At 62.6% G+C, this 21,650-nt stretch carries 25 protein-coding genes, 2 tRNA genes and 1 riboswitch; of the genes, 13 read left to right on the forward strand and 14 right to left on the reverse strand.

Annotation, left to right across the window (positions count from 1 at the left end):
• Window positions 1-10: 10 nt before the first annotated feature.
• On the forward strand, window positions 11-943 hold the full coding sequence (locus NHH88_24530) for a transglycosylase SLT domain-containing protein (protein ID USX12823.1): 933 nt from the start codon (window positions 11-13) through the stop codon (window positions 941-943).
• A gap of 69 nt (window positions 944-1,012) precedes the next feature.
• Here the strand turns inward: NHH88_24530 and NHH88_24535 are convergent, their stop codons facing one another.
• The 4 genes from NHH88_24535 to ribBA form a co-directional block, all read right to left on the reverse strand.
• Entirely contained in the window at window positions 1,013-1,321 is a 309-nt protein-coding gene (locus tag NHH88_24535; GenBank protein ID USX12824.1) for a hypothetical protein, read from the reverse strand.
• Between the two features lie 506 nt (window positions 1,322-1,827).
• On the reverse strand, window positions 1,828-2,298 hold the full coding sequence (gene nusB / locus NHH88_24540) for a transcription antitermination factor NusB (GenBank protein USX12825.1): 471 nt from the start codon (window positions 2,296-2,298) through the stop codon (window positions 1,828-1,830).
• A gap of 89 nt (window positions 2,299-2,387) precedes the next feature.
• Entirely contained in the window at window positions 2,388-2,876 is a 489-nt protein-coding gene (gene ribH / locus NHH88_24545; protein USX12826.1) for a 6,7-dimethyl-8-ribityllumazine synthase, read from the reverse strand.
• A 26-nt stretch (window positions 2,877-2,902) separates the two neighbouring features.
• Complete coding sequence (ribBA, locus tag NHH88_24550) at window positions 2,903-4,012, reverse strand: bifunctional 3,4-dihydroxy-2-butanone-4-phosphate synthase/GTP cyclohydrolase II (GenBank protein USX12827.1); 1,110 nt, start codon at window positions 4,010-4,012, stop codon at window positions 2,903-2,905.
• 232 nt (window positions 4,013-4,244) lie between these two features.
• Here ribBA and NHH88_24555 point away from each other — a divergent pair, with 232 nt between their 5' ends.
• On the forward strand, window positions 4,245-5,027 hold the full coding sequence (locus NHH88_24555; protein USX12828.1) for a transporter: 783 nt from the start codon (window positions 4,245-4,247) through the stop codon (window positions 5,025-5,027).
• Window positions 5,028-5,043: 16 nt separating this feature from the next.
• On the opposite strand, the gene NHH88_24560 is transcribed toward NHH88_24555, so the two are convergent.
• Both NHH88_24560 and ribD read right to left on the reverse strand, forming a co-directional pair.
• Window positions 5,044-5,682, reverse strand: a complete 639-nt coding sequence (locus tag NHH88_24560) for a riboflavin synthase (protein ID USX12829.1) — start codon at window positions 5,680-5,682, stop codon at window positions 5,044-5,046.
• A 12-nt stretch (window positions 5,683-5,694) separates the two neighbouring features.
• Window positions 5,695-6,765 carry a bifunctional diaminohydroxyphosphoribosylaminopyrimidine deaminase/5-amino-6-(5-phosphoribosylamino)uracil reductase RibD gene (gene ribD, locus NHH88_24565; GenBank protein USX17420.1) on the reverse strand — a complete coding sequence of 357 codons (1,071 nt, stop codon included), beginning with the start codon at window positions 6,763-6,765 and terminating at the stop codon, window positions 5,695-5,697.
• A gap of 320 nt (window positions 6,766-7,085) precedes the next feature.
• On the opposite strand from ribD, the gene NHH88_24570 reads away from it, so the two are divergent.
• Complete coding sequence (locus tag NHH88_24570) at window positions 7,086-7,355, forward strand: hypothetical protein (protein USX12830.1); 270 nt, start codon at window positions 7,086-7,088, stop codon at window positions 7,353-7,355.
• 101 nt (window positions 7,356-7,456) lie between these two features.
• On the opposite strand, the gene NHH88_24575 is transcribed toward NHH88_24570, so the two are convergent.
• The 8 genes from NHH88_24575 to NHH88_24610 form a co-directional block, all read right to left on the reverse strand.
• On the reverse strand, window positions 7,457-7,999 hold the full coding sequence (locus tag NHH88_24575; protein USX12831.1) for a GspH/FimT family pseudopilin: 543 nt from the start codon (window positions 7,997-7,999) through the stop codon (window positions 7,457-7,459).
• 12 nt (window positions 8,000-8,011) lie between these two features.
• The gene (locus tag NHH88_24580; protein USX12832.1) at window positions 8,012-8,437 is read right to left on the reverse strand and encodes a pilus assembly protein PilE; all 426 of its coding nucleotides are present in this window, start codon (window positions 8,435-8,437) and stop codon (window positions 8,012-8,014) included.
• Between the two features lie 26 nt (window positions 8,438-8,463).
• Window positions 8,464-10,617: a PilC/PilY family type IV pilus protein gene (locus NHH88_24585; GenBank protein USX12833.1), complete on the reverse strand. Its 2,154-nt coding sequence runs from the start codon at window positions 10,615-10,617 to the stop codon at window positions 8,464-8,466.
• A gap of 9 nt (window positions 10,618-10,626) precedes the next feature.
• Window positions 10,627-11,160: a pilus assembly protein gene (locus NHH88_24590; GenBank protein ID USX12834.1), complete on the reverse strand. Its 534-nt coding sequence runs from the start codon at window positions 11,158-11,160 to the stop codon at window positions 10,627-10,629.
• Window position 11,161: 1 nt separating this feature from the next.
• The gene (locus NHH88_24595; GenBank protein ID USX12835.1) at window positions 11,162-12,112 is read right to left on the reverse strand and encodes a PilW family protein; all 951 of its coding nucleotides are present in this window, start codon (window positions 12,110-12,112) and stop codon (window positions 11,162-11,164) included.
• Entirely contained in the window at window positions 12,109-12,672 is a 564-nt protein-coding gene (gene pilV / locus NHH88_24600) for a type IV pilus modification protein PilV (GenBank protein USX12836.1), read from the reverse strand. Before pilV ends, NHH88_24595 begins: the two co-directional genes overlap by 4 nt.
• A gap of 93 nt (window positions 12,673-12,765) precedes the next feature.
• Window positions 12,766-13,236 carry a transcriptional regulator NrdR gene (nrdR, locus tag NHH88_24605; protein USX17421.1) on the reverse strand — a complete coding sequence of 157 codons (471 nt, stop codon included), beginning with the start codon at window positions 13,234-13,236 and terminating at the stop codon, window positions 12,766-12,768.
• Window positions 13,237-13,319: 83 nt separating this feature from the next.
• Window positions 13,320-14,567, reverse strand: coding sequence for a serine hydroxymethyltransferase (locus NHH88_24610; protein USX12837.1), 1,248 nt, complete (start codon window positions 14,565-14,567; stop codon window positions 13,320-13,322).
• Between the two features lie 99 nt (window positions 14,568-14,666).
• A riboswitch (ZMP/ZTP riboswitch) is annotated at window positions 14,667-14,790 on the reverse strand.
• Between the two features lie 187 nt (window positions 14,791-14,977).
• On the opposite strand from NHH88_24610, the gene NHH88_24615 reads away from it, so the two are divergent.
• The 10 genes from NHH88_24615 (at window position 14,978) to NHH88_24660 (ending at window position 21,465) form a co-directional block, all read left to right on the forward strand.
• Window positions 14,978-15,727: an SDR family NAD(P)-dependent oxidoreductase gene (locus NHH88_24615; GenBank protein ID USX12838.1), complete on the forward strand. Its 750-nt coding sequence runs from the start codon at window positions 14,978-14,980 to the stop codon at window positions 15,725-15,727.
• Window positions 15,728-16,008: 281 nt separating this feature from the next.
• On the forward strand, window positions 16,009-16,431 hold the full coding sequence (ybgC, locus tag NHH88_24620; GenBank protein ID USX12839.1) for a tol-pal system-associated acyl-CoA thioesterase: 423 nt from the start codon (window positions 16,009-16,011) through the stop codon (window positions 16,429-16,431).
• Window positions 16,432-16,446: 15 nt separating this feature from the next.
• Window positions 16,447-17,139, forward strand: coding sequence for a protein TolQ (gene tolQ, locus NHH88_24625; protein ID USX12840.1), 693 nt, complete (start codon window positions 16,447-16,449; stop codon window positions 17,137-17,139).
• A gap of 15 nt (window positions 17,140-17,154) precedes the next feature.
• On the forward strand, window positions 17,155-17,592 hold the full coding sequence (locus NHH88_24630) for an ExbD/TolR family protein (GenBank protein ID USX12841.1): 438 nt from the start codon (window positions 17,155-17,157) through the stop codon (window positions 17,590-17,592).
• 12 nt (window positions 17,593-17,604) lie between these two features.
• On the forward strand, window positions 17,605-18,546 hold the full coding sequence (gene tolA, locus NHH88_24635) for a cell envelope integrity protein TolA (GenBank protein USX17422.1): 942 nt from the start codon (window positions 17,605-17,607) through the stop codon (window positions 18,544-18,546).
• 1 nt (window position 18,547) lies between these two features.
• A complete protein-coding gene (tolB, locus tag NHH88_24640) occupies window positions 18,548-19,813 on the forward strand; it encodes a Tol-Pal system beta propeller repeat protein TolB (protein ID USX12842.1) in 1,266 nt (421 codons plus the stop codon).
• Between the two features lie 36 nt (window positions 19,814-19,849).
• Window positions 19,850-20,380, forward strand: coding sequence for a peptidoglycan-associated lipoprotein Pal (gene pal, locus NHH88_24645; GenBank protein USX12843.1), 531 nt, complete (start codon window positions 19,850-19,852; stop codon window positions 20,378-20,380).
• A gap of 107 nt (window positions 20,381-20,487) precedes the next feature.
• Window positions 20,488-21,243: a tol-pal system protein YbgF gene (gene ybgF, locus NHH88_24650; GenBank protein ID USX12844.1), complete on the forward strand. Its 756-nt coding sequence runs from the start codon at window positions 20,488-20,490 to the stop codon at window positions 21,241-21,243.
• Between the two features lie 57 nt (window positions 21,244-21,300).
• Window positions 21,301-21,376 (forward strand) — tRNA-Lys (locus NHH88_24655).
• 13 nt (window positions 21,377-21,389) lie between these two features.
• Window positions 21,390-21,465: transfer RNA gene (locus NHH88_24660), tRNA-Lys, on the forward strand.
• Window positions 21,466-21,650: the final 185 nt, after the last annotated feature.

A 21,650-nucleotide genomic window follows, 5' to 3' on the forward strand; every position in this document is an offset into this window, starting at 1 on the left:
GGGGAACTCTATGATTAATCGCTTCACTAGTGCGTCGGCTGCGGCCCGCACTTACCTGGCCGGCCAGCCAGCGACGTCGTTTTTGACGGCCCGCGTATCGGCAAAGGGTGTGTTGACCACCGCCCAGCACACTTTGACCATTCTTGGTGTGACCGCTTTAGTTGTCATGGCAGTATTTTTTGTTCGTCCGGACCTGGCCAAAGCCTTGAGCGACAGCCTGAACCCGGCTCCAGAAGTCCCAGCCGTCGCCGCCGTCGTGGCGCCGCCGCTGTCGGCTCTGATGCAACACCCAGCCCCCGCCCCTGCCGGCACCGTGGCCAACGCCACGGACGCACCGCTGACCGCCGACGAAAAAGCCCTGCTGGGTACCCAGAAGCAGCAACAGTGGGTCACGTCGTGGCTGTCCAAGCGTTACCGCGTGGCGGGCGACGCCGCCAACATGCTCGTTTCCACCGCCTACCTGACGGCCCGCGAGATCAAACTTGATCCGCTGCTGATCCTGGCTGTGATGGCGATCGAATCCGGCCTCAATCCGTTCGCGGAAAGCCCGGTCGGCGCGCAAGGCCTGATGCAGGTCATGTCGAAGATCCACCACGACAAGTTCCAGGAAATGGGCGGCCTGCAAGCGGCGCTCAATCCGGTCGCCAACATTCGCGTCGGTTCGCTGATCCTCAAGGATTACGTCAAGCGCGGCGGCTCGGTCGAAGCCGGCCTGAAAATCTACGTCGGCGCGGCAGCGTTCGAACACGACGACGGATATGGCTCGAAAGTGATGGCGGAATACAATCGCCTGAAGCAGGTTTCGGCAGGCAAGAAAGTGCCAACGATCACGCCAATGCTGGCGGCCGCCAAGCCACAACCGCAGCAACAGCCGCAACAGCAAACGGCGCCGATCGCGGCCGCGCCAAGCGCGAACCACGACACGCAAATCGCCGGCCTCTAATATATATAGAGGGCGTCGCAAAGAAGGCCGTTCAGTGCAGACTGAACGGCCTTTTTTATTGTCCCTGGCTCACGGGCAACTGGTGACCTTGGTCTTGATGCCGTCGCGGAAGGGGTCGCGGCCGCCGGTCAGCGCATTGTTTTCCTTATACGCGCAGTAAGTGCCGCCGCCGGGTGTGCGCACCTTGGTCATCAGTCGCCCGTCCGGCGTGCTCACCTCCTCCATCGTCGTGCCACTGTCGTTGCCCACGTAGGCGCCGCCTATCTTGGCGGCCAGGACGGTCGTATCGTTGGCAATCTTCTTGTCGCGTGGATTCCAGGCCTCCTTGCGCAACTGCTTGTCGACCAGCGCGGCGCTTTTCAGTGCGCGCTGCCGCAAGTCCTCTGTTGGCTTGAGGGGCTGCTCGGCAAACGGGTCAGGCGGCGATATGGGCTGGGTGATAGCTTGCGGTTGAGTGATCGCTTGGGGCTGCGTCGGCACGACAGGAGCTGTCGCGATCGGAACCGGCGTCTCCAACCTGACGCTGGGGAGCTTCGATGATGACCGCGCTGCGACCTTGGGGGGCGTTGGCGCAGCTGGCTGAAGCCGTTTAATCGGCGTGAGTATATAAGTGATGGCGGCGTGAGGCGTCAAGGAAGCCGCCAGCGGCCGCTCAGGCGTCTGCCACACGAAGAACGCCAGCACGTGGGCGCCGCCGATTAGCGCCAGCCAGCCGCGCCGTCGCCAGACCTGGGGGCCCTGGGCAGGATAAAGTTCGATAATGCGCCTTCAAAATTAGTCGAATATCAATTGATTCTGCGATGCAAGCTGAGCAAGGTCAACGACGATATAAAAAAAGCCACCACAAGATACCTTGGGTGGCTTTTGACGATACCGGAAGCGGCTTAGCGCTTCTTGTCGGCCGCCACTTCATCCGGACGCAGGCGCGGGGCCAGCTTGTCCAGCACGCCGTTGACGTATTTGTGGCCGTCGATACCGCCGAACGACTTGGTCAACTCCACCGCTTCGTTGATGACGACGCGGTAAGGGATTTCCAGGTTGTTCTTCAGTTCGAAAGCGCCGATCAGCAGCACCGCGTGCTCGATCGGGGACAGTTCGGAGATGCCACGGTCGACCAGCGGCGCGAACGTCTCGCGCAACGCCACCGAATCCTTGATCGCGCCGTACAACAGCACGGTGAAATGGTCGCCGTCGGCCTTGTCGAAGCCGTGCGCGCCACGGATGTTGTTCACCACGGTGGCGGCGTCTTCATTGTTCAGCAGCCACTGATACAAACCCTGCAACGCGAACTCGCGTGCGCGGTGACGCGGCGTGCGACTCTTGCTAGGGTTGGCGTGCAAAATTTTATCTGTCATGGTTATACCTGTTTAAATACTCACTACACTTCTGAAAATCCGGCCTGGTGCGCCGGCGCATACCGGCACACCCTGCCGCCCTACAAATATTACTCGTCGTCGCCCTGATCCTGGCTCAGCTCTTCGAGCGCGATGGTCAGGTTGGCCATCTCGACGGCCACGCGGGCGGCGTCGGCGCCTTTGACGGCCATGCGTGCTTCCGCCTGCTCGTCGTTCTCGGTGGTCAGAATCGCGTTAGCGATAGGAATACCATAGTCGAGGCCGATACGGGTGATGCCTGCGCCCGACTCATTCGACACCAGCTCGAAGTGGTACGTTTCGCCGCGGATGATCGCGCCCAGCGCGATGAGCGCGTCGAACTGCTGCGACTCGGCCATCTTCTGCAGCACCAGCGGCACTTCCAGCGCGCCCGGAACGGCCACGTGCAGCACGTCCTCGTCGGCCACGCCCAGGCGCTTCAGTTCGGCCAGGCAGGCGGACAGCAAGCCGTGGCAGACGTCCTCGTTAAAACGCGCCTGAACGATGCCGACGCGCAAACCGTCGCCGGACAAATTGGTTTCGTAGCTTCCTACCGTCATGATGGACCTCTTTAATTTGTGTGTTGTTAGTTCGGTTTGGCCAGGTAGCCGGTCACTTCAAGATCGAAGCCTGTCATCGACGGCATCTTGCGCGGGCTGGCCAGCAGCTGCATCTTGCAGACGCCGACTTCCTTCAAAATCTGCGCGCCGATACCGTAGCTGCGCAGGTCCATGCTGGCCGCGCGGCCTTTCGGTTTCGTCTCCGGCTTGTCGAGCGCCTGGAACTGGGAGAAGAACTGGTCGGCCGTCTCCTCGCAGTTGAGCAGCACGATCACGCCGCTATCGGCGGCCTTGACCGCAGCCAGCGACGACGACAGGTTCCACGAGTGCGTGGTCGCCTCCGACTCAAGAATGTCGAGGATCGAGACCGGCTGGTGCACGCGCACCAGGGTTTCCTTGTTCTTTTCGATCTGGCCGTGGATCAGCGCCAAATGGGCCGAGCCGCTCGGCTTGTCGCGGTAAGCGATCATGCGGAACTCGCCCTGCGCCGTCTTCAGCTGGCGCTCGCCGATCTGCTCAACCAGCGACTCGTTGCGGCTGCGGTAGTGGATCAGGTCGGCGATGGTGCCGATCTTCAGATTGTGTTCCTTGGCAAATTCCAGCAGGTCCGGCAGGCGCGCCATCGAGCCGTCGTCCTTCATGATCTCGCAGATCACAGAGGCCGGGGTCAGGCCCGCCATCGCGGTCAGGTCGCAACCGGCTTCGGTATGGCCCGCGCGCATCAGCACGCCGCCCTTTTGGGCCTTCAGCGGGAAGATGTGGCCCGGCTGGACGATGTCCGTCGGCAGCGTATCCTTGGCCACGGCCACCTGGATGGTCTTGGCGCGGTCGGCGGCCGAGATACCGGTGGTCACGCCCTCGGCCGCCTCGATCGAGACGGTGAAGTTGGTGCCGAAGGCGGTGCCGTTGCGGGTCGACATCATCGACAGGTTCAACTGGTCGCAGCGCTCTTCGGTCAGGGTCAGGCAGACCAGACCGCGCGCGTGCTTGACCATGAAATTGATGGCTTCCGGCGTGACGAAATCCGCCGCGAGCACCAGGTCACCTTCGTTTTCCCGGTCTTCTTCATCGACCAGGATCACCATGCGGCCAGCGCGCAATTCGGCGACGATTTCTTCGGTGCTGGAAATTGACATTTTTAATCCTTGGGAACTATGCGAGAACAGGCCGCTATTTTAAAGGATTTACGCCTTCCCTACCGTAAACAGCCGCTTTTATCCGGCAAAAGACGGACTTTGAAGCCCGCGACCTTTGCATATTGCAAACATTACCGACTGGTAAGGCACGCGGCGTGCTTGGGCGTCGAGCCGGCGGGTACAATCGGGGCCGGAATCAAAACAATAAACTGGAGATTTTCGGATGGCTCACGTGACGCGACAAAACCCGGTGCCGGCCGCCAAACTGCTGATTTCGCTCGCCTTGGGCGCCATGGCCATGCCCCTTCACGCTGAAGACGGCCCGCCGATCACCCCTTACCGTCCGTCGGTATCGAGCCCTGCGCAGTTGCCCGCACCCGGGCAACTGGAATTCGAACTCGGCGGCCTGAGCACCAAGACGGACGACGACCGGCGCGCGAGCTTGCCTTACACCTTCAAGCTCGGATTCAACGAACAATGGGGCGTGCTGATCGGCGGCGAAGGCTATGTGTCCTCGCGCAGCGGCGGCGATCCGCGCCAGCGCGGCATCGGCGATACGACATTGGAACTCAAACGCGCCTTCCTCATCGACGATGGCACCGCGTTCGGCCTGGAGCTGGGCGTGAAACTACCAACCGCCAAAGACAGCATCGGCAGCGGCCGCAGCGACTACGTCCTCAACGGCATCTACAGCCAAGACATAGGCATCGTCCACATGGACGCCAATTTGAACGCGACCCGACTGGGGGCTTACGAGGCCGGCAGTGGACGGATTCAAAAGGGTTGGTCGGCCTCGTTCTCCGCCCCGGTGTCGGAAAAATGGGGCGTGACCACGGAACTTTCGGGCACGCGCCGCAGCGGCCAGGGCAACACCGCGCAACTGCTGCTGGCGGCCACCTACAGCCCGACCAAGCGGTTGACCATCGACTGGGGCGTCGCCAGGGGGCTCACTTCAGCCTCCCCGGATTGGTCGCTGTTCAGCGGGATCGTGCTGCCGTTGGCTAAGTTCTGGTAGCGGCAGCGAGACCGGCTTAAGGCATGGTCGCCGCGCCGATCGACACCATGCGCTCGACGTAGCGGGCGATCAGGTCGATTTCCAGATTGACTTGCTTGCCGACGCTCAGGTGCTTCAGAGTCGTCACGGCGATGGTGTGCGGAATCAGGTTGATCGAGAACTGGCACACCAGATCGGCGCCGGTGCCGATGTCGGTGACGCGGTTGACGGTCAGCGACACGCCGTTGACCACGATCGAACCCTTGAAGGCCAGGAACTTGGCCAGATGGTGCGGCGCTTCGACGACCAGCTCCCACGACTCGCCCACCGCCTCGAACTTGCGCACCACGCCGAGACCGTCAACGTGGCCGGTCACCAGATGGCCGCCGAGGCGTTCGTTCAGGGTCACGGCCTTTTCCAGGTTCACTTCGGTCAAGGTGTCGAGGCCGACGGTGCAATTGAGGCTCTCGCGCGAGACGTCCACGCTGAAATTGGTGCCGGTCTTTTCGATCACAGTCATGCAGGCGCCGTTGAGGGCGATCGAATCGCCTAGCGCGACATCGGCCAGCGGCAAGCCACCCGCGTTGACGTTCAGGCGGACGCCCGCGAACGAGCCGCCTTCCAAAGGTTTAACCGATTCAATTTTGCCAACAGCGGCGACGATTCCTGTAAACATGTGAGTGCAATCTTAAAGATGGGTGAATCGTGCAAGGATACGCAAATCTTCGCAAATCTGCTTAACCTCGTGAAATTTCAGGCGCTGCTGGAGTGACAGGTCGGTCAGCGCCGGCAGCGCGAACATGCCCTGCGCGTCGCCGATCAGGCTCGGCGCCAGGTAGAGCAGCAGCTCGTCGACGCAGCCCTCACGGATCAGCGAGCCATTGAGCTTGCCGCCCGCCTCGACGTGCAACTCGTTGATCTGCCGGCGGCCCAGCTCGCGCATCAGTTCCGGCAGGTCCACCTTGCCGGCGGCGTTGGGCAGCATGATGACGTCGGCGCCGGCGGCGCGCAACGCCGCCTCCTTCTCCGGATTGGCGACCGCCGCCACGATCCAGGTGCCGCCGCCCTCCAGTATCTTGGCGGACAGGCTGATATCGAACTTGCTGTCGACCACGATGCGGCGCGGCTGGCGCGGCGTCTCGACCGCCCTCACCGTCAACTGCGGATCGTCGGCCTTGACGGTGCCGATGCCGGTCAGAATGGCGCAGGCGCGCGCGCGCCAGGCGTGGCCGTCGGCGCGCGCCTCCGGCCCGGTGATCCACTGGCTCACGCCGTTGTGCAGCGCCGTCATGCCATCCAGGCTGGCGGCGCTCTTCATGCGCACCCACGGCAGGCCGCGCGTCATGCGCGAGAAAAACCCGATGTTCAATTCATATGCTTGCTCGGCCAGCAGACCGGTGCTGGTCTCGATACCGGCGGCGCGCAGCTTGGCCAGGCCCTGCCCTGCGACCAGCGGATTCGGGTCCTCCATCGCCGCCACCACGCGGCCAAGGCCGGCCCGCACGAGCGCGTCCGAGCATGGCGGCGTGCGGCCGAAGTGGTTGCACGGCTCCAGTGTGACATAGGCGGTGGCGCCGCGCACGTCGTGGCCGCGCGCCTGCGCATCCTTGAGCGCCTGAATTTCCGCATGGTCGCCGCCGGCTTGTTGCGTGACGCCCGCGCCGATGACCTGACCGTCGCGCACGATCACGCAGCCGATGTGCGGATTGGGCGACGTCGTGTACAGCCCCTTCGCGGCCCATTCCAGGGCAAGGGTCATGCCTTCGAGATCGTTGCTGATGTTCACATTGTCCTTATCGTTGACGCCGACCGCGACCACTGCGGCCTGCGTCATTATAAGCAAACGAATTTGGAAGTGTTTAATCCGCGCCTCGGCAGATCCGGGGACACAGTCCGCAGATCGCGTTTGTCTATGTCGTGGATGGAAGAAGTCAGCGTAGTTGCGAGATACGCTTCACGTTGCAGCGCAGCACATCTTTCGGTGTCAAAACCGGGACATTCGGCCGCGCACTGCGGACTTAAGAATGTGTTTACGTTACGATTTAGTTACAAAATAACATCCATTTCGGGAGATAAAATATGCTCAATCTCGGTGAAATCGAACGCAAACTTTTGAGCGTCAACAACGCAATTTCTACCGACGGTAACGGTGGCGAGGTCTTACGCGGGCTCAGTGTTGCAGAGTCAAACTTCGTCGTCGCTGTCGAACAGACAGCAAGCGAAAATGTCGGTGCCGCAGAATCCGAAGCTTATAAGGAGCTGCGGCGGAAACACCTCTCATCGCGTCAAATGCATAATGTCCGGTCTGCAGATCGAAAGAAGGACGCGGCCCAACACGCTGCTGACTAGCCACTCTGAGGCCGCAGTCGCAATCGGACATTCATGTTGGGCGGTTCGACGGGAGCACTATTCATCTGGCTGCCGCTAGCCCTATTTCTAGGTTTAAATGCCTACCCGCCGCAATTGACCGGGTCCTTAGCGGGGTCGCAGACGCGCAGCCGGCCCAACATGTTGATTTTGATGTTGCGCACATCGTCGCCCCGCGCCAGCGACAGCGTGCCCCAGCGCGCCGACAAGCTGTTACTGGCGGCGCAACTGCGTCCCGCGCCGTTGTAGGCGAGGTAGAGCGGCGCTCCGCCGGACGAAAAAGCGGAGTCGACCGTCATCCCTTCCGCCAGCGGCCCGTGCTGGAAGATGCGCTGTTCGTCCGCGTCCGGCCGGCGATTACCGTTGTCATCGACGAACACCACCCAGCCCTTGGCCCAGTTCGTGCCGCTGGCCTCCAGCGGTCCCAGCATGACCGGGCCGCCGCGCGCGATCGCGTGCGAGCGGGTCAGGTCGATGGCCGCCACCAGATCGTTGACGGCGACCCGCAACTGCTGCCGCCGCATCACGTCTTGATAGGCGGACGCGGCGGCGCCAAGCAGTATGCCGGCCAGCACCAGCACAACCAGCAGTTCAACCAGCGACACTCCGGCGTTGTTGCGCTCCATGGCCGCCCCTGCTCAGCGCCAGCAACTGGCGAGCGTGCCGACCGACAGCCTCTCGCCAATGCTGGTGAGCTTCATTTCGCGGCATTCGTCGTCGCGATAGTCGGCGTCCACCACGGCGGTGCCGGCAGTGGCGACCAGTTGCACGCACTGCTCGATCGGCTCGTCGTCGCAGGCCTTGCCTTCGATCTCATAACCGCTATCGGGCGCGCGGCTGCCGCTCCACCACTGAAACTGGCGTTCCTCGTAACCTGTCGAGCCGGAGGAGAAGGCGATATAGGTGCCGTGCTGCGTGAAATAGCGCTCCTGCTGCAGCATCAACTTCAGCAGCATCGCCTGCGCCTCGTTGCGGCGGGTGCTGATCACATGCTGCTGCCAGGCGGGCATGGCGGCAGCGGCCAGCACGGCAAGGATCACCATCACGATCAGCATTTCAATCATGCTGAAGCCCCTATGCGCGCGGCGGCTCATTTGACGGCCTCGTGCAGTTGACGCCAGTTGCCCACTTCGCGCCAACTCAGGCGGCCGGCACGCAGCTGCACTTTGACGCGGCCAACAACCACGCTGCCCTGCGGGGTGACGTTGGCAACGGCCAGCTCTTTGAGCAGACGCGTGCGGCCGGTCGGATCGCGCGGCGTCCTGCTTGACGTGACGGGCAATAGGGACGGTGTCGACCTGTAACCGTCCGATATCTGCCCGACGATCGGCTGGTCGGTGGAAGGCGGCGTCGGTAGCCTTGCAACGGCGCCATCCCGGGGCAGACCGGTAAGCACGTTGAACGCGTAAGTGCGGCTGCGGGCTTTATCGCAGGGATCGCTGCCAGGTAGCAGCGTATTGAAAAACACCTCGCCACCGGCCAGCACGCCGCTATCGATGCTGCGCTCGCCCGTTGTCTCCGCTTGCAAGAAATCGACATACCAGCCCATGCTGTCGAATTCCATTTTGGCACCGTGTACGCTGAACGGCGGCGCGTTCGCGTCGCCGCTCAATACGCGCCGGGTCAGCTGGCTGCGGCTGGTGATGACCTCGGCGGGATCACGCAGACTGTCGCGGATCGCGTAATAGGACTGCGGTGCGAAACCGGCCGGGGCGCGGTCGGTCTTTTCGATCAACTTTCCGGTCCCGAACAAGACTAGATAACCGCCGCCATCCGCATACGCCAGCGAAGGCTGCTGGGTGATCGGCTGGCGCCTGCCGCTGTCGTCCCGCGCGACAAACAGCGGTGTGCCGCCCGCACCGGGACCGACAGCGCCACCCCAGGGCGCGCCGCCGCCGAAATCGAAGCGCCACAAGTTGCCCTGCAAATCTCCGGCGTAGCCATGGCGCAGCGCGCCTGTGCGGTCGGCCACCAGCACCGGCGCGTTGAGCGCGTTGGCCAGCGCCGCATCCGCGACCGGCGTGATCAGCCGGTAGTAGTTGACGTTAAGCCGCCACGCCGCGCCGCGCGGCTTGTCGAGCGCCAGCAGGAATAACGCGCCCTTGCCCGTCGGACTGGCGTTGCCGTCGGCCGCGTAGTTATTCAAGCCGCTCGCGACGACCGCGAAATGCTTATGGATCGGCACGCCCGCGACGGTGCGCGTGCGTAACTTGGCGATCTGCGGGCGCGTGGTGACGTTGCCCATCAGCGCATCGTCGCGGTCGGTGAATTCCCACAGCACGCCGCCACCTTCGGCGAACCGGCCCGGGTCGGTGACGTCCAGCGCGAAGACACCTTGCGCGCCGCCGCCCATGCCGGAGACCAGGACCGTCTTGCCGGTACCTGATATCACCACTTCGGCGGCGCTGGCGGGCCCGTCGACATACGCCTGGTGAACATAGTCGCCGCTGGTCAAACGATGCAACGTCGCTATCAGCGCATTCGGCACATAGGCGAAGAGTTCGCTGCCATCGGCGACGTTAAACGCGTGCAGCATGCCGTCGTTGGCGCCGACGTAGACGACATTCGGCCGCGTACCCGATGCCGCGCCGGAGGCCGGTCCCACATACACCGGCGTGCTGTTGATGGAGTCGCCCAGCACGCTGCTGCGGTTGCGGAAGAGCGTGCCTTCCCGCGTGCGATCGCCGCGCAGGAAAGCCAGGCGTTGCTCACCCAAGGCGTCGGCACCGGTGGCGGGCGGCGGCGCTTGGTCCAGTTGCTGCCGCTGCTCGGCCGACAAGGCGCTCCATTCAAAAGGGATCATCTCCAGCGCGCCGTCCGGCTGCACGATGGCCGTGAAGATCTTGCGTGCGGCCGGGGCCGGCGATGGCGGGCGCGCGCCGTCGCCCGTCAGCAGTGCGCCGGCATCCCACATCGCCGTTGGCGCGAACGAAGACCCCGCGCCGCCGGGAGATAAGACGTAGCGGGAAAAGTGCCCGCTCCAGTCGGCCATGTCCATACTGGCTTGAAACAGATCGCCGGCACTGGCGCTTGCCGGCGGTGGCGCCACACGCAGCAACGAGGCGCCGTCGAACTCGGCGGCACCGGCGGGCGCCGAGGCGACGCGGCACGCCGCCGTCAGCGGCTCGCTGGCGATGTCGAGCACGGGCGGCGCAGCGTGCGCGCACGAGGCCATCATGGCGGCCAGTATCGCCACCCCATTCAGGATGCCCACAAACCAGCGCCGACCGTTCATCGCAGACATACACCCTCCTCACTCCGGCTTGCTAAATACGCTTTGCAACACCACCTCGGTCGCCGGTTTCGCACCGAAGCCGATCGCCGTCACCCGATAGCAATAGCTGGGCGTGGCGGCGGCCGACGCATCCTCGCCCGGATGGTGGCACTCGGCACGTTCGATCAGGTAGCGCGGTTTCTTAAACGGCAGAAAGCCTTGTCCGGTCTGCATCGCCGCTCCGGTCGCCGTGCCGTACGCGACCGTGCAGCCGCCATCGACGGCACCGGACAGGTCGACCCGCTGCCACACCGGCGCCTCGCCGCAGGCCGGATCGACGACCTCGCCGCCGCCCGCCTGGATGTCCCGTTCCGCATCCGCCAACGCATCCTCCGCCGCCTGAAACGCCACTTCCCGATCGCGCTCGCCGCGCGCGGACTTCTCGCCCTGCAAACTCAGCTGCGCCGCCGACACGCCCAGCAACATCACCAGTATCAGCATGAGCAGGCACACCAGTAACGCCACGCCGCGCTCTTGCCGATGCGCCTTGCGAACACTTACGCGCGCCGGCATGTCAACCGCTCCTGTTGCGCAGCGCGACCGTCATCCCGAACACCCGCCGGGCCCGCCATCGCTGCGACGCGGGGAATATTCCCTCCCCGATCCGCACACCCAGGTCGCCGCCATGGCCTTCGGAATACGCCGGTCCGAACAGATCGAACCGGCGCACCACCGTGTCGGCCCGTGTGTTGTTCTCGCCATGCAAAAGCAACGCGAGCTTCACGGTGCAGACCCGCTTCCAGTTGGTCTTGCGATGAAAATCGCGCTGAAGTTCCTCCGGCGTGGCGCCCACCAGCGCCAGCCCCGCGTCCATGCCGTTGATCGCGGTCGCGTTGACGAACCTGTTGGGAATACCGTCGGCCGGCTCGTCGCTGTCGAGTCCGTACAGCACCTGAAAGGAATCGACACCGCGCACGATCGCGTCCGCGCCCCAGCCCGCAGCGCTGCGGTACTTGCAGCGCAATTCCGGCGCGCCACCGGCGTCGGCGGCGACATAAAAAATGCTCCAGCCGCGTTCGATCATGGCAGATGGCGCGCCCACGCCGAAGCCGGCGCAGTTGAGACTGGAGCCGTCGCCATTCGGGCCTTCGCCATAGCCGGAGAAGCGCACCGCCAGCACGTCGCTCCCGTTGGCCACGTCCGGCGCCACGCCGGAGATACCGTCGCTCGCCTTGCTGATGCTGCTGGCGTCGAGCCCGGCGATGGCCGCCGGTTCGTGCGCGGCCAGCTCGGCGGGCGCTTCCTTGCTGTCCCAGTTGACATAGGCGCCCTGCCGTATCGCCTGCGAAATAATCTCCAGCGCATAGCGGCCGCCATCGTCGATCCAGATGTTCTCGCTGTGGTTGCGGTAGCTGCCGCTGGTCGCCAGCAACAATCCGCTGGCCAGCAACGTCAGCACCAAGCCCAGGCCGGTGGCGATGACCAGTTCGATGATGGTCCAGCCCTGCTGGCGCGCCCGCATCATGGCGCCCCCACGGTCAAGGCAACGCCGGGAACATACTCGCCGGCCTCGTCCTTACGCTGCGTGCCGTTCGGATTCTTGCCGCGCCAGCCGACCTTGATCACCAAAGGCGCGCCGGCGCCGCCACTGCACGCCCAGCGCAGCTTGCCGCCAGACCACAAGCCGGCGTCACGGCACACCACCGCGCGGCCCGCCGGCAGGTTCTCGCGCATCAGCGCCTTCATTTCATACAGATCGAAGGCGGCAAGCTGGGCGCCATCGCAATCGCCGCCGTAGCACAGCGCGGACGGCATCGACGGGTTGGGCTCGGCCAGCACATCGTAGTCGAGGGTGAGATAGAGATTGCCGCCGTCAGGGAGGCGCATCTGTTCGGGATTGGCGCGCATGCGCTCGGCCATGCCGACGGCCAGCCACGAGGCCTGCGCCAGCAAGGTCGACTGATGCCGGGCGCGCAGCGCCGCCAGTTGCATTGACACACCGCCGACGATGCCCAACGCCAGCACGAGGACGGCGATCATCACTTCGACCAGGGTAAAGCCGGCAACAGCACGGGCCATGGGCATGCAAACCTCCGCAAGTCGATTATGACTATGCTAGACGGTAGCAGCGGCCAATGGCCGAGGTATGAGATGGATCAAGTGTGCGCTAGCAGGATGCTAGCTTTTGCGCGGCTTGCGGTCCTGCCCGACTTCGGCGATGGCGTCCTGGAACTCGGCCAGGTCTTCGAAGTTTTTATAAACCGATGCGAAGCGGATATACGCGATCTTGTCGAGGCGCTGCAACTCCTGCATCACCAGTTCGCCGATGTAGCCGGTGTCGACTTCGCGCTTGCCGCTGGTGAGCAATTTTTCTTCGATCGACAACACGGCAGCGTCAACGGCGGGCGCCGCCACGGGGCGCTTGCGCAGGGCCAGGGTCAGGCTGCCCCGCAACTTGGCGGCCGAATACTCGGTGCGGCTGCCGTTCTTCTTGACCACGTACGGCATGACCAGCTCGATGCGCTCATACGTGGTAAATCGTTTATCGCATTTGCCGCAACGTCGGCGCCGGCGTATGGAATCCCCTTCCTCGGATACACGCGTATCGAGAACCTGGGTATCGTCATGCTGACAGAACGGACATTTCATATGAGCCATGGGCAAAACTGCATTGAACCACTTAACGGGACGCCAGCCAGGCCGGCGCCCCGCATTACTACTTATAAAGCAAATTACTTGGCGTAGACCGGATATTTATCCGCCAGCACCTTCACCGCCGCTTTGACGCGCTCGATGGTGGCGGCGTCGTGCGGGTTGTCCAGCACGTCGGCGATCAGGTTGCCGACTTCTTCCGCTTCCGCTTCCTTGAAACCGCGCGTGGTCATCGCCGGGCTGCCCAGACGGATGCCGGAAGTCACGAATGGCTTCTGCGGATCGTTCGGGATGCCGTTCTTGTTGGTGGTGATGTGCGCTGTGCCCAGGATCGCTTCCGCTTCCTTGCCGGTCAGGTTCTTCGGACGCAGGTCCACCAGCATCACGTGCGACTCGGTGCCGCCGGACACGATGCGCAGGCCGCGCTTGATCAGGGTCTTGGCCAGCACGTCGGCGTTGATGACGACTTGTTGCTGGTAAGCCTTGAACTCAGGCGTCAGCGCTTCCTTGAAGGCGACGGCCTTGCCGGCGATCACATGCATCAGCGGACCGCCCTGGATGCCTGGGAAGATGGCCGAATTGATGATCTTCTCGTGCTCGGCCTTCATCAGGATGATGCCGCCGCGCGGGCCGCGCAGCGATTTGTGCGTGGTCGAGGTGACGAAGTCGGCGTGCGGTACCGGGTTCGGGTACAGGCCGGCGGCGATCAGGCCGGCGTAGTGGGCCATGTCGACCATGAAGTAGGCGCCAACGGCCTTGGCGACGGCGGCGAAACGCTCGAAGTCGATTTTCTTGGAGAAGGCCGACGCGCCGGCGATGATCAGCTTAGGCTTGTGTTCCTTGGCCAGCGCTTCCATGGCGGCGTAGTCGATGTCCTCTTCCGGGGTCAGCCCGTACGAAACGACGTTGAACCATTTGCCGGACATGTTGAGCGGCATGCCGTGGGTCAGGTGGCCGCCTTCGGCCAGCGACATGCCCATGATGGTGTCGCCCGGTTTCAGGACGGCGAAGAACACGCCCTGGTTGGCCTGCGAACCCGAGTTCGGCTGCACGTTGGCCGCTTCCGCGCCGAACAGTTGCTTGACGCGGTCGATCGCCAGTTGCTCGACGACGTCGACGTATTCGCAGCCACCGTAGTAGCGCTTGCCTGGATAGCCTTCGGCGTATTTATTGGTCAGCTGCGAGCCTTGCGCTTCCATCACGGCCGGCGAGGTGTAGTTCTCCGACGCGATCAGCTCGATGTGGTCGTGCTGGCGGGTGTTTTCTTTTTGGATGGCGCCGAACAATTCCGGGTCAACGCTGGCGAGGGTGTGATCTTTTGCGAACATGAAAAACTCCAATCGAATGAGTAACTGTATGACTTGGCAGGCTGGATCGAATGAGGGACGCCGATAGCGGACAGGCAGCCTCTTTCGTGCTTTCCATCGATGGGCTGCCCAGGCGAACGGCTAATGAAATCTCACGTTTCCCGGTGGATGCCCACCTTTCGCCGACGGATCGACGCACCATTTTGGGGCCGACCGCAGCTTTTCGCCAGTTACGTGAGACGTAATGGAACCCGGATTGTAATTTATGCGCCAGATTTGAGCAAGGAAGTGATTGCTCAAAGATTAAGCATTTTGGGACCCCGCACCCCGGTACGCTGCGGGGTCGGACCCCTTGGGGTCCGCCCCCATCGGCCTCGGGTTGGGTTTTAGGCTACAATTTTGTCACCCTCTTACACCGACCAAGGACAAACATGATCGTCTTCATCACTGGCGCCACCGCCGGCTTCGGCGCCGCCATGGCCCGCACTTTCGTTCAAAACGGTCACAAAGTGCTGATCAGCGGCCGCCGCGAGGACCGCCTGCATACCTTGTCCGCCGAGCTGGGCGACGCCGTGCTGCCGGTGGTGCTGGACGTCACCGACAAGGCCTCCATCAAAACCGCGCTGGACGGCCTGCCGGCCGAATGGAAGCAGATCGACGTGCTGATTAACAATGCCGGCCTGGCGCTGGGCGTCACCCCGGCCCATGAATCGTCGCTGGACGACTGGGACACGATGATCGCCACCAATTGCAGCGGCCTGGTCGCCATGACCCGCGCCATCCTGCCGGACATGGTCAAGCGCGGCAGCGGCACCGTCATCAACCTGGGTTCCGTCGCCGGCGCCACGCCCTATCCGGGCGGCAACGTCTACGGCGCGACCAAGGCGTTTGTCGAACAGTTCACCCTGAATCTGCGGGCGGATCTGGTCGGCACCGGCGTGCGCGCCACCAATCTGGCGCCAGGCCTGTGCGGCGGCACCGAATTCTCGAACGTGCGCATGAAGGGCAACGACGAAGCCGCCGCTAAGGTGTACGAAGGCACCGTGCCGCTGACGGCCGAGGACATCGCCAACACCGCGTTCTGGATCGCGACCCTGCCGGCGCACATCAACATCAACCGCATCGAGATGATGCCGACGTGCCAAGGCTACGGGCCGCTGGCCATCAAGCGCAATGTCTAACCCTAACTTCAGAGGGGTCGTACCCCATGGGGTACGACCCCGGTGGTCCGTCGCCGTGCGGGTGAAAGCGCGCGTACCCCTCCCCCCCAATTCGTAAGCGGTTGTTACAATCCTTGGCAAGTTGCCTGTAAACCGCTTAACTGTCACCAGTGCAATCTTTGCGCCCCAAGTTGAAATCCCGCACAAGTGGCGGGATGGACGCGGATTTCCCCGTCCAAACTTCAACCAAAAGAACAAAATCGCGTAGAATGTTGCTCAACACAACTTGCAATCCTAACAACATGCCAGCAGAGTTCATCTGGAACGTCCGGGTCTACTACGAAGACACCGACGCCGGCGGTATCGTCTATTACGCGAACTATCTGAAGTTCTTCGAGCGCGCCCGCACCGAATGGCTGCGCCAGCTCAATGTGAGCCAGCACGCTTTATTGCAGGAACACGACGCTATGTTCGTCGTCAAAAGCGTCAGCGCGGAGTATCATGCGCCTGCTAAGCTTGACGACGTAATAAAATTGACACTTAGTATCGAAAAATTAGGACGCGCCTCGATCTCCTTTGTCCAGGAGGCATGGTGCGGCGAGCAACTGCTGAACACGGCGCGGGTCAAGGTCGGCTGCGTCGATTCGACGCTGCGCCCGCGCGCTGTGCCGCCGGCGGTCGCGGACAAAATGCGCAGCACCACCAACATCACGAAAACAGACTGATCAGACTGATAAACAATGAACGTCACCCAAGACCTCTCTTTCCTGTCCCTCATCTCCAACGCCCACCTGATCGTGCAACTGATCATGGCGTTGTTGTTCATCATCTCGCTGACCAGCTGGACGTACATTTTCAGTAAACTGTTCGCGGTCCGCTCGGCGCGCCGCCTGACGATCGACTTCGAAAAAACCTTCTGGGCCGGCGGCAACCTGCACGCGCTGCACCAGAACGCCGGCAAGGACCGCGCCACCAGCGGCCCGCTGGCGCGCATCTTCGAAGCCGGCATGGGCGAATTCATCAAGAGCAAGGCCGCCTACGCCGCCAGCCGCGACACCGTCGACCACGTCGCCATCCTGGACGGCGCGCGCCGCGCCATGCGCGCCGCCTTCCAGCGCGAAATGGACGTGCTCGAATCGCACCTGGCCTTCCTGGCCTCGGTCGGCTCGGTGTCGCCGTACATCGGCCTGTTGGGCACCGTCTGGGGCATCATGAACGCCTTCCGCGGCCTGGCCAACGTGCAGCAAGCCACCCTGGCCGCCGTCGCGCCCGGCATCGCCGAAGCGCTGATCGCCACCGCCATCGGCCTGTTCGCGGCGATTCCGGCCGTCGTCGCCTACAACCGCTTCACGCACGACATCGATCGTCTGGCGATCCGCTTCGAAAGTTTCGTCGAAGAGTTCTCCAACATCCTGCAACGTCAATCGCGTTAATAAGGTAGAGAGACCATGGCTTCCTCTTTCTCCAGCAGCATGCGCGGCGGCCGCGGCCGCAAGCTCAAATCCGAAATCAACGTCGTGCCGTACATCGACGTCATGCTGGTTTTGCTGATCATCTTCATGGTCATGCCGTCGGCTACCGATCCAAGCATCGTCGACTTGCCGAACGCTGAAAAATCGACCAAGCCGCCAAGCGACTACGTGCAGATCGTCATCAAGCCGAACGGCGCGCTGTCGATCGGCGTCAAGGGCAAAGGCGAGGACGCGCCCGAGACGGCCCCGAACCGCGACGCGCTGGTCAAGAAATTGCGCACGCTGCACGAGACGCATCCGGACTATCCGGTGCTGATCGCCGGCGACAAGGAAAGCAAGTACGACGACGTGATCCAGCTGATCTCGGAAGCGAAAAAGATGGGCATCAACCGGGTCGGCTTGTCCACCAAATAACTAGTGCAGACGATGAAACCCGCAACCGCAGGCGGTCCGTACAAGGTTCCGCGACATAACGAAGGCTGGCGCTCGGTAGTGCTGGCCGTGGCAATGCACGCGGTGCTGCTGCTGTTCCTGTGGGTCGGCGTGAGCTGGCAGAACAATGAGCCGACCGAAGTGCAGGCCGAGATCTGGGACATGAAGGTGCAGGACGCCGCGCCGCCCGCCCCTACTCCCGAGCCCACGCCCGAACCGGAGCCGGAGCCGGAACCGACGCCCGTAATCAAGACGCCGCCGCCACCGCCGGTGGAGGCGCCGCCTGCGCCGAAGGAACCGGACATCGCCCTCGAACGCCTGAAGGCCAAGAAAAAACTCGAAGAGAAGAAGCTGGCCGAAGCCAAGGAAGCCAAGCTGAAACAGGAAGCCGAAGAGAAGCAGGCCAAGCTGGAAGCCAAGAAACTGGCTGACAAGAAACTGGCCGAGCAGAAGCTGAAGGAAGAGAAAGAACAGGCCGAGAAGGACAAGAAGGAACTGGCCGAGAAGGAAAAGGACAAGAAAAAGGCAGCCGCAGAGAAACTTGCCAAGGAAAAAGCCGACAAGGCGGCCAAGGATAAGGCGTTCGCAGCGGAAATGAGCCGCATCACGGGTTCGGCCGCCAAGGGCTCGACCGGCACGGCCGCGCAATCGACCGGCGGCCGCGCCGACGGCGGTTACAAGGCGGCCATCGTGGCCAAGATCAGGAGCAACCTGGTCTACGGCACGATCGATGACTCTCTGAGCGCCACGTACCAGATCACGCAGCTACCGTCCGGTGAAATTATCGGCGTGCGCAAGACGAAAAGTAGCGGCTCGGCCGCCTATGACAGTGCGATCGAGAACGCGATTGCCAAATCGTCACCACTACCAAAGAAGAAAGATGGTACGGTAGAACGCGAATTTACAGCCGACTTCAACATGAAGGATATGCATTGATATGAAAAAACTGACCCTCCTTTACGCCGGCCTGACCATTGCTGCCACCATGGGCAGCGCCCAGGCACAAATGCGCATCGAAATTTCCGGTGTCGGCAGCAACCAGATCCCGGTTGCCGTGGCCGGCTTCGCCAACGAAGGCGTATCGCCGCAAAAAATCTCGGAGATCATCAAGGCCGACCTCGAGCGCAGCGGCGCCTTTAAAGTGATCGACGCCGGCGTCATCACCGACGTCAACAACATCGACTACAGCGCCTGGAAAGCCAAAGGCGCCGACGCGCTCGTCGTCGGCACCGTCGACGCGCTGGCCGATGGTCGCTACGACGTGCGCTACAAACTGCTCGACACCGTCAAGCAAGCCAAGATCTCCAATTTAGACAAAGCCGTCACGGCGCAGTTCACCCGCCTGTCGGCCCATTTGATCGCCGACGACGTCTTCTTCAAGCTGACCGGCATCCGTGGCGCCTTCGCCACCCGCATCTCCTACGTCAAGCAGGAAGGCCGTAACTACCAGCTGCTGGTGGCCGATGCCGATGGCGAAGGCGAGCAACTGGCGCTGCGCTCGAACGAGCCGATCATCTCGCCATCGTGGTCGCCGGACGGCACCAAGGTCGCCTACGTCTCGTTCGAGCAGAAAAAACCGGTGGTCTATGTGCAAAACCTGGTCACCCGCGCACGCACCGTGGTCGCCAACGAAAAAGGCAGTAACTCGGCCCCATCGTGGTCGCCGGCCGGCAACAAGCTGGCCGTGGCGCTGTCGAAGGACGGCCACACCCAGGTCTACACGGTCAACACCGACGGCAGCGGCCTGCGCCGCGTCTCCAACAGCAACGGCATCGACACCGAGCCGCAATTCTCGGCCGACGGCCAGAGCATCTACTTCACCAGCGACCGCAGCGGCGGCCCGCAGATCTACCGCATGAGCGCCGACGGCGGCGAAGCCAAGCGCGTGACCTTCAGCGGCACCTATAACACCAGCCCGCGCATCTCGTCGGACGGCAAAACCCTGGCCTACATCTCTCGCCGCGACGGCAACTTCCAGCTGTACGTGCTGGACCTGGCCAGCGGCCAGGAGCAGCGCCTGTCGGACACCACCAGCGACGAATCGCCGAGCTTCGCCCCCAACGGCAAATACATCATGTACGCCACGCAAGCCGGCGGCCGCAAGTCGCTGGCCGTGGTGTCCGTCGACGGACGTGTAAAGCAGCGCCTGACCACGCAGGCGGGCAACATCAAGGAGCCCACCTGGGGTCCGTTCATGCAGTAAATAAATCTGGTCTTTAATTATTACTAGGAGAATCAAATGCGTAAACTCAGCAGCTTAGCTTTCGTCATCACCACCGCCGCCATCCTGTCCGCCTGCTCGACCCCGGTCAAAGTGTCGGAGCCGGCACCAGTCGTCGAGCGTCCAGCCGACAAGGCCGCGCCGTCGCAGTCGGACACCCGCACCGTCGCCCCGGTTGAAACCAAATCGCTGGACCCGCTGGACGATCCAAAAGGCGTGCTGGCCAACCGTAGCATCTACTTCGACCTGGACAGCTATGTCGTGCGCGCCGACGGCAAGCCAGTGGTGGAAAACCACTCCGCTTACCTGGCCAAGAACAAATCGCGCGCCATCCTGATCCAAGGCAACACCGACGAACGCGGCAGCTCCGAGTACAACCTGGCGCTGGGCCAGAAGCGCGCCGAAGCCGTGCGCAAAGCCATGACCACCCTGGGCGTGCCGGAATCGCAAATCGAAGCCGTCTCGCTGGGCAAAGAGAAGCCAAAAGCGACCGGTTCGAACGAAGAAGCATGGGCACAGAACCGTCGTGCTGACATCGTCTACAAGTAATCGAAAGCACTACCCTTTTGCCGGGTCACAGGCATAATACGGGGCGGCGCGCGGTATTCATCCGCGCCCTGCCCCGTTTCCATTTTGATTTGCTGAAAGCGCCCGACATGAAGAAACTCACCAAATCCGGCCTCGCCGCCGCCCTGCTGGCCGCGCTGACGTGGCTGCCGATGCAAGCCCACGCCGGCCTGTTCGACGACGAGGAAGCCCGTAAAGCCCTGCTCGACCTGCGCGCCAAGGTCGAAGCGATGCGCATCGAAATGAACGCGCGCATGGACACCAAGTCCGACAAGTCCAGCGCACTGGACCTGGTCACGCAAAACGAAAACACGATGCAGGAGCTCAACAAGCTGCGCGGCCAGATCGAAGTGCTGCAAAACGAGCTGTCGAATGCGCAAAAGCGCCAGAAGGATTTCTACGTCGACCTCGACACGCGCCTGCGCAAGCTCGAGCCGCGTGAAGTGACGGTGGACGGCAAGGCCGCCCAGGTCGATCCGAACGAGGAAAAGAATTACGGCGCAGCCATGGAGCTGTTCAAGGCCGGCGACTACAAGGCGGCGGGCACTGCCCTGTCCGACTTCGTGCGCCAGTACCCCGCCTCCGTGTACACGCCCAACGCGCAGTACTGGCTCGGCAACGCTTTCTACGCCCAGCGCGACTGCAAGAGCGCCATCAGCGCCCAGTTGCAGGTGCTGAAGAACTATCCGGACAGCCCGAAGGCGCCGGACGCCATGCTCAACATCGCCAGCTGCCAGACCGAGCTGAAGGACAAGGCCGCCAAGAAGACGCTGCAGGACTTGATCAAGCAATATCCGGAGTCCTCGGCCGCCGTCACGGCGAAACAGCGCCTCAGTGGCAAATAATGTCCTGAGGGCATTTGACAGGTTGGGCCGATACCCCCTATAATCTCGCTTCTTCGGGGGTCGTTAGCTCAGCTGGTAGAGCAGCGGACTTTTAATCCGTTGGTCGCAGGTTCGAATCCCGCACGGCCTACCACCGAAGCACCCTTGGGTCGTTAGCTCAGCTGGTAGAGCAGCGGACTTTTAATCCGTTGGTCGCAGGTTCGAATCCCGCACGGCCTACCAAGATTCATCAAGAAAGCTCACAAATTTCGGTTTGTGGGCTTTTTTGTTTTGGGTCGCTCTCTGGGTCTGCTTTTTTTGCTCCATCACTATCAACGCACAAATAGCCTGCCCTCATCAAGCAATTACCCGTTGGCAAAGCTTTAATTTGCTAACCATCCGTCGGAAATCAAGCAACACAACCGCTC

This window comes from Oxalobacteraceae bacterium OTU3CAMAD1 (assembly GCA_024123915.1).
In the GTDB taxonomy this organism is placed as follows: Bacteria; Pseudomonadota; Gammaproteobacteria; order Burkholderiales; family Burkholderiaceae_D; genus Rugamonas.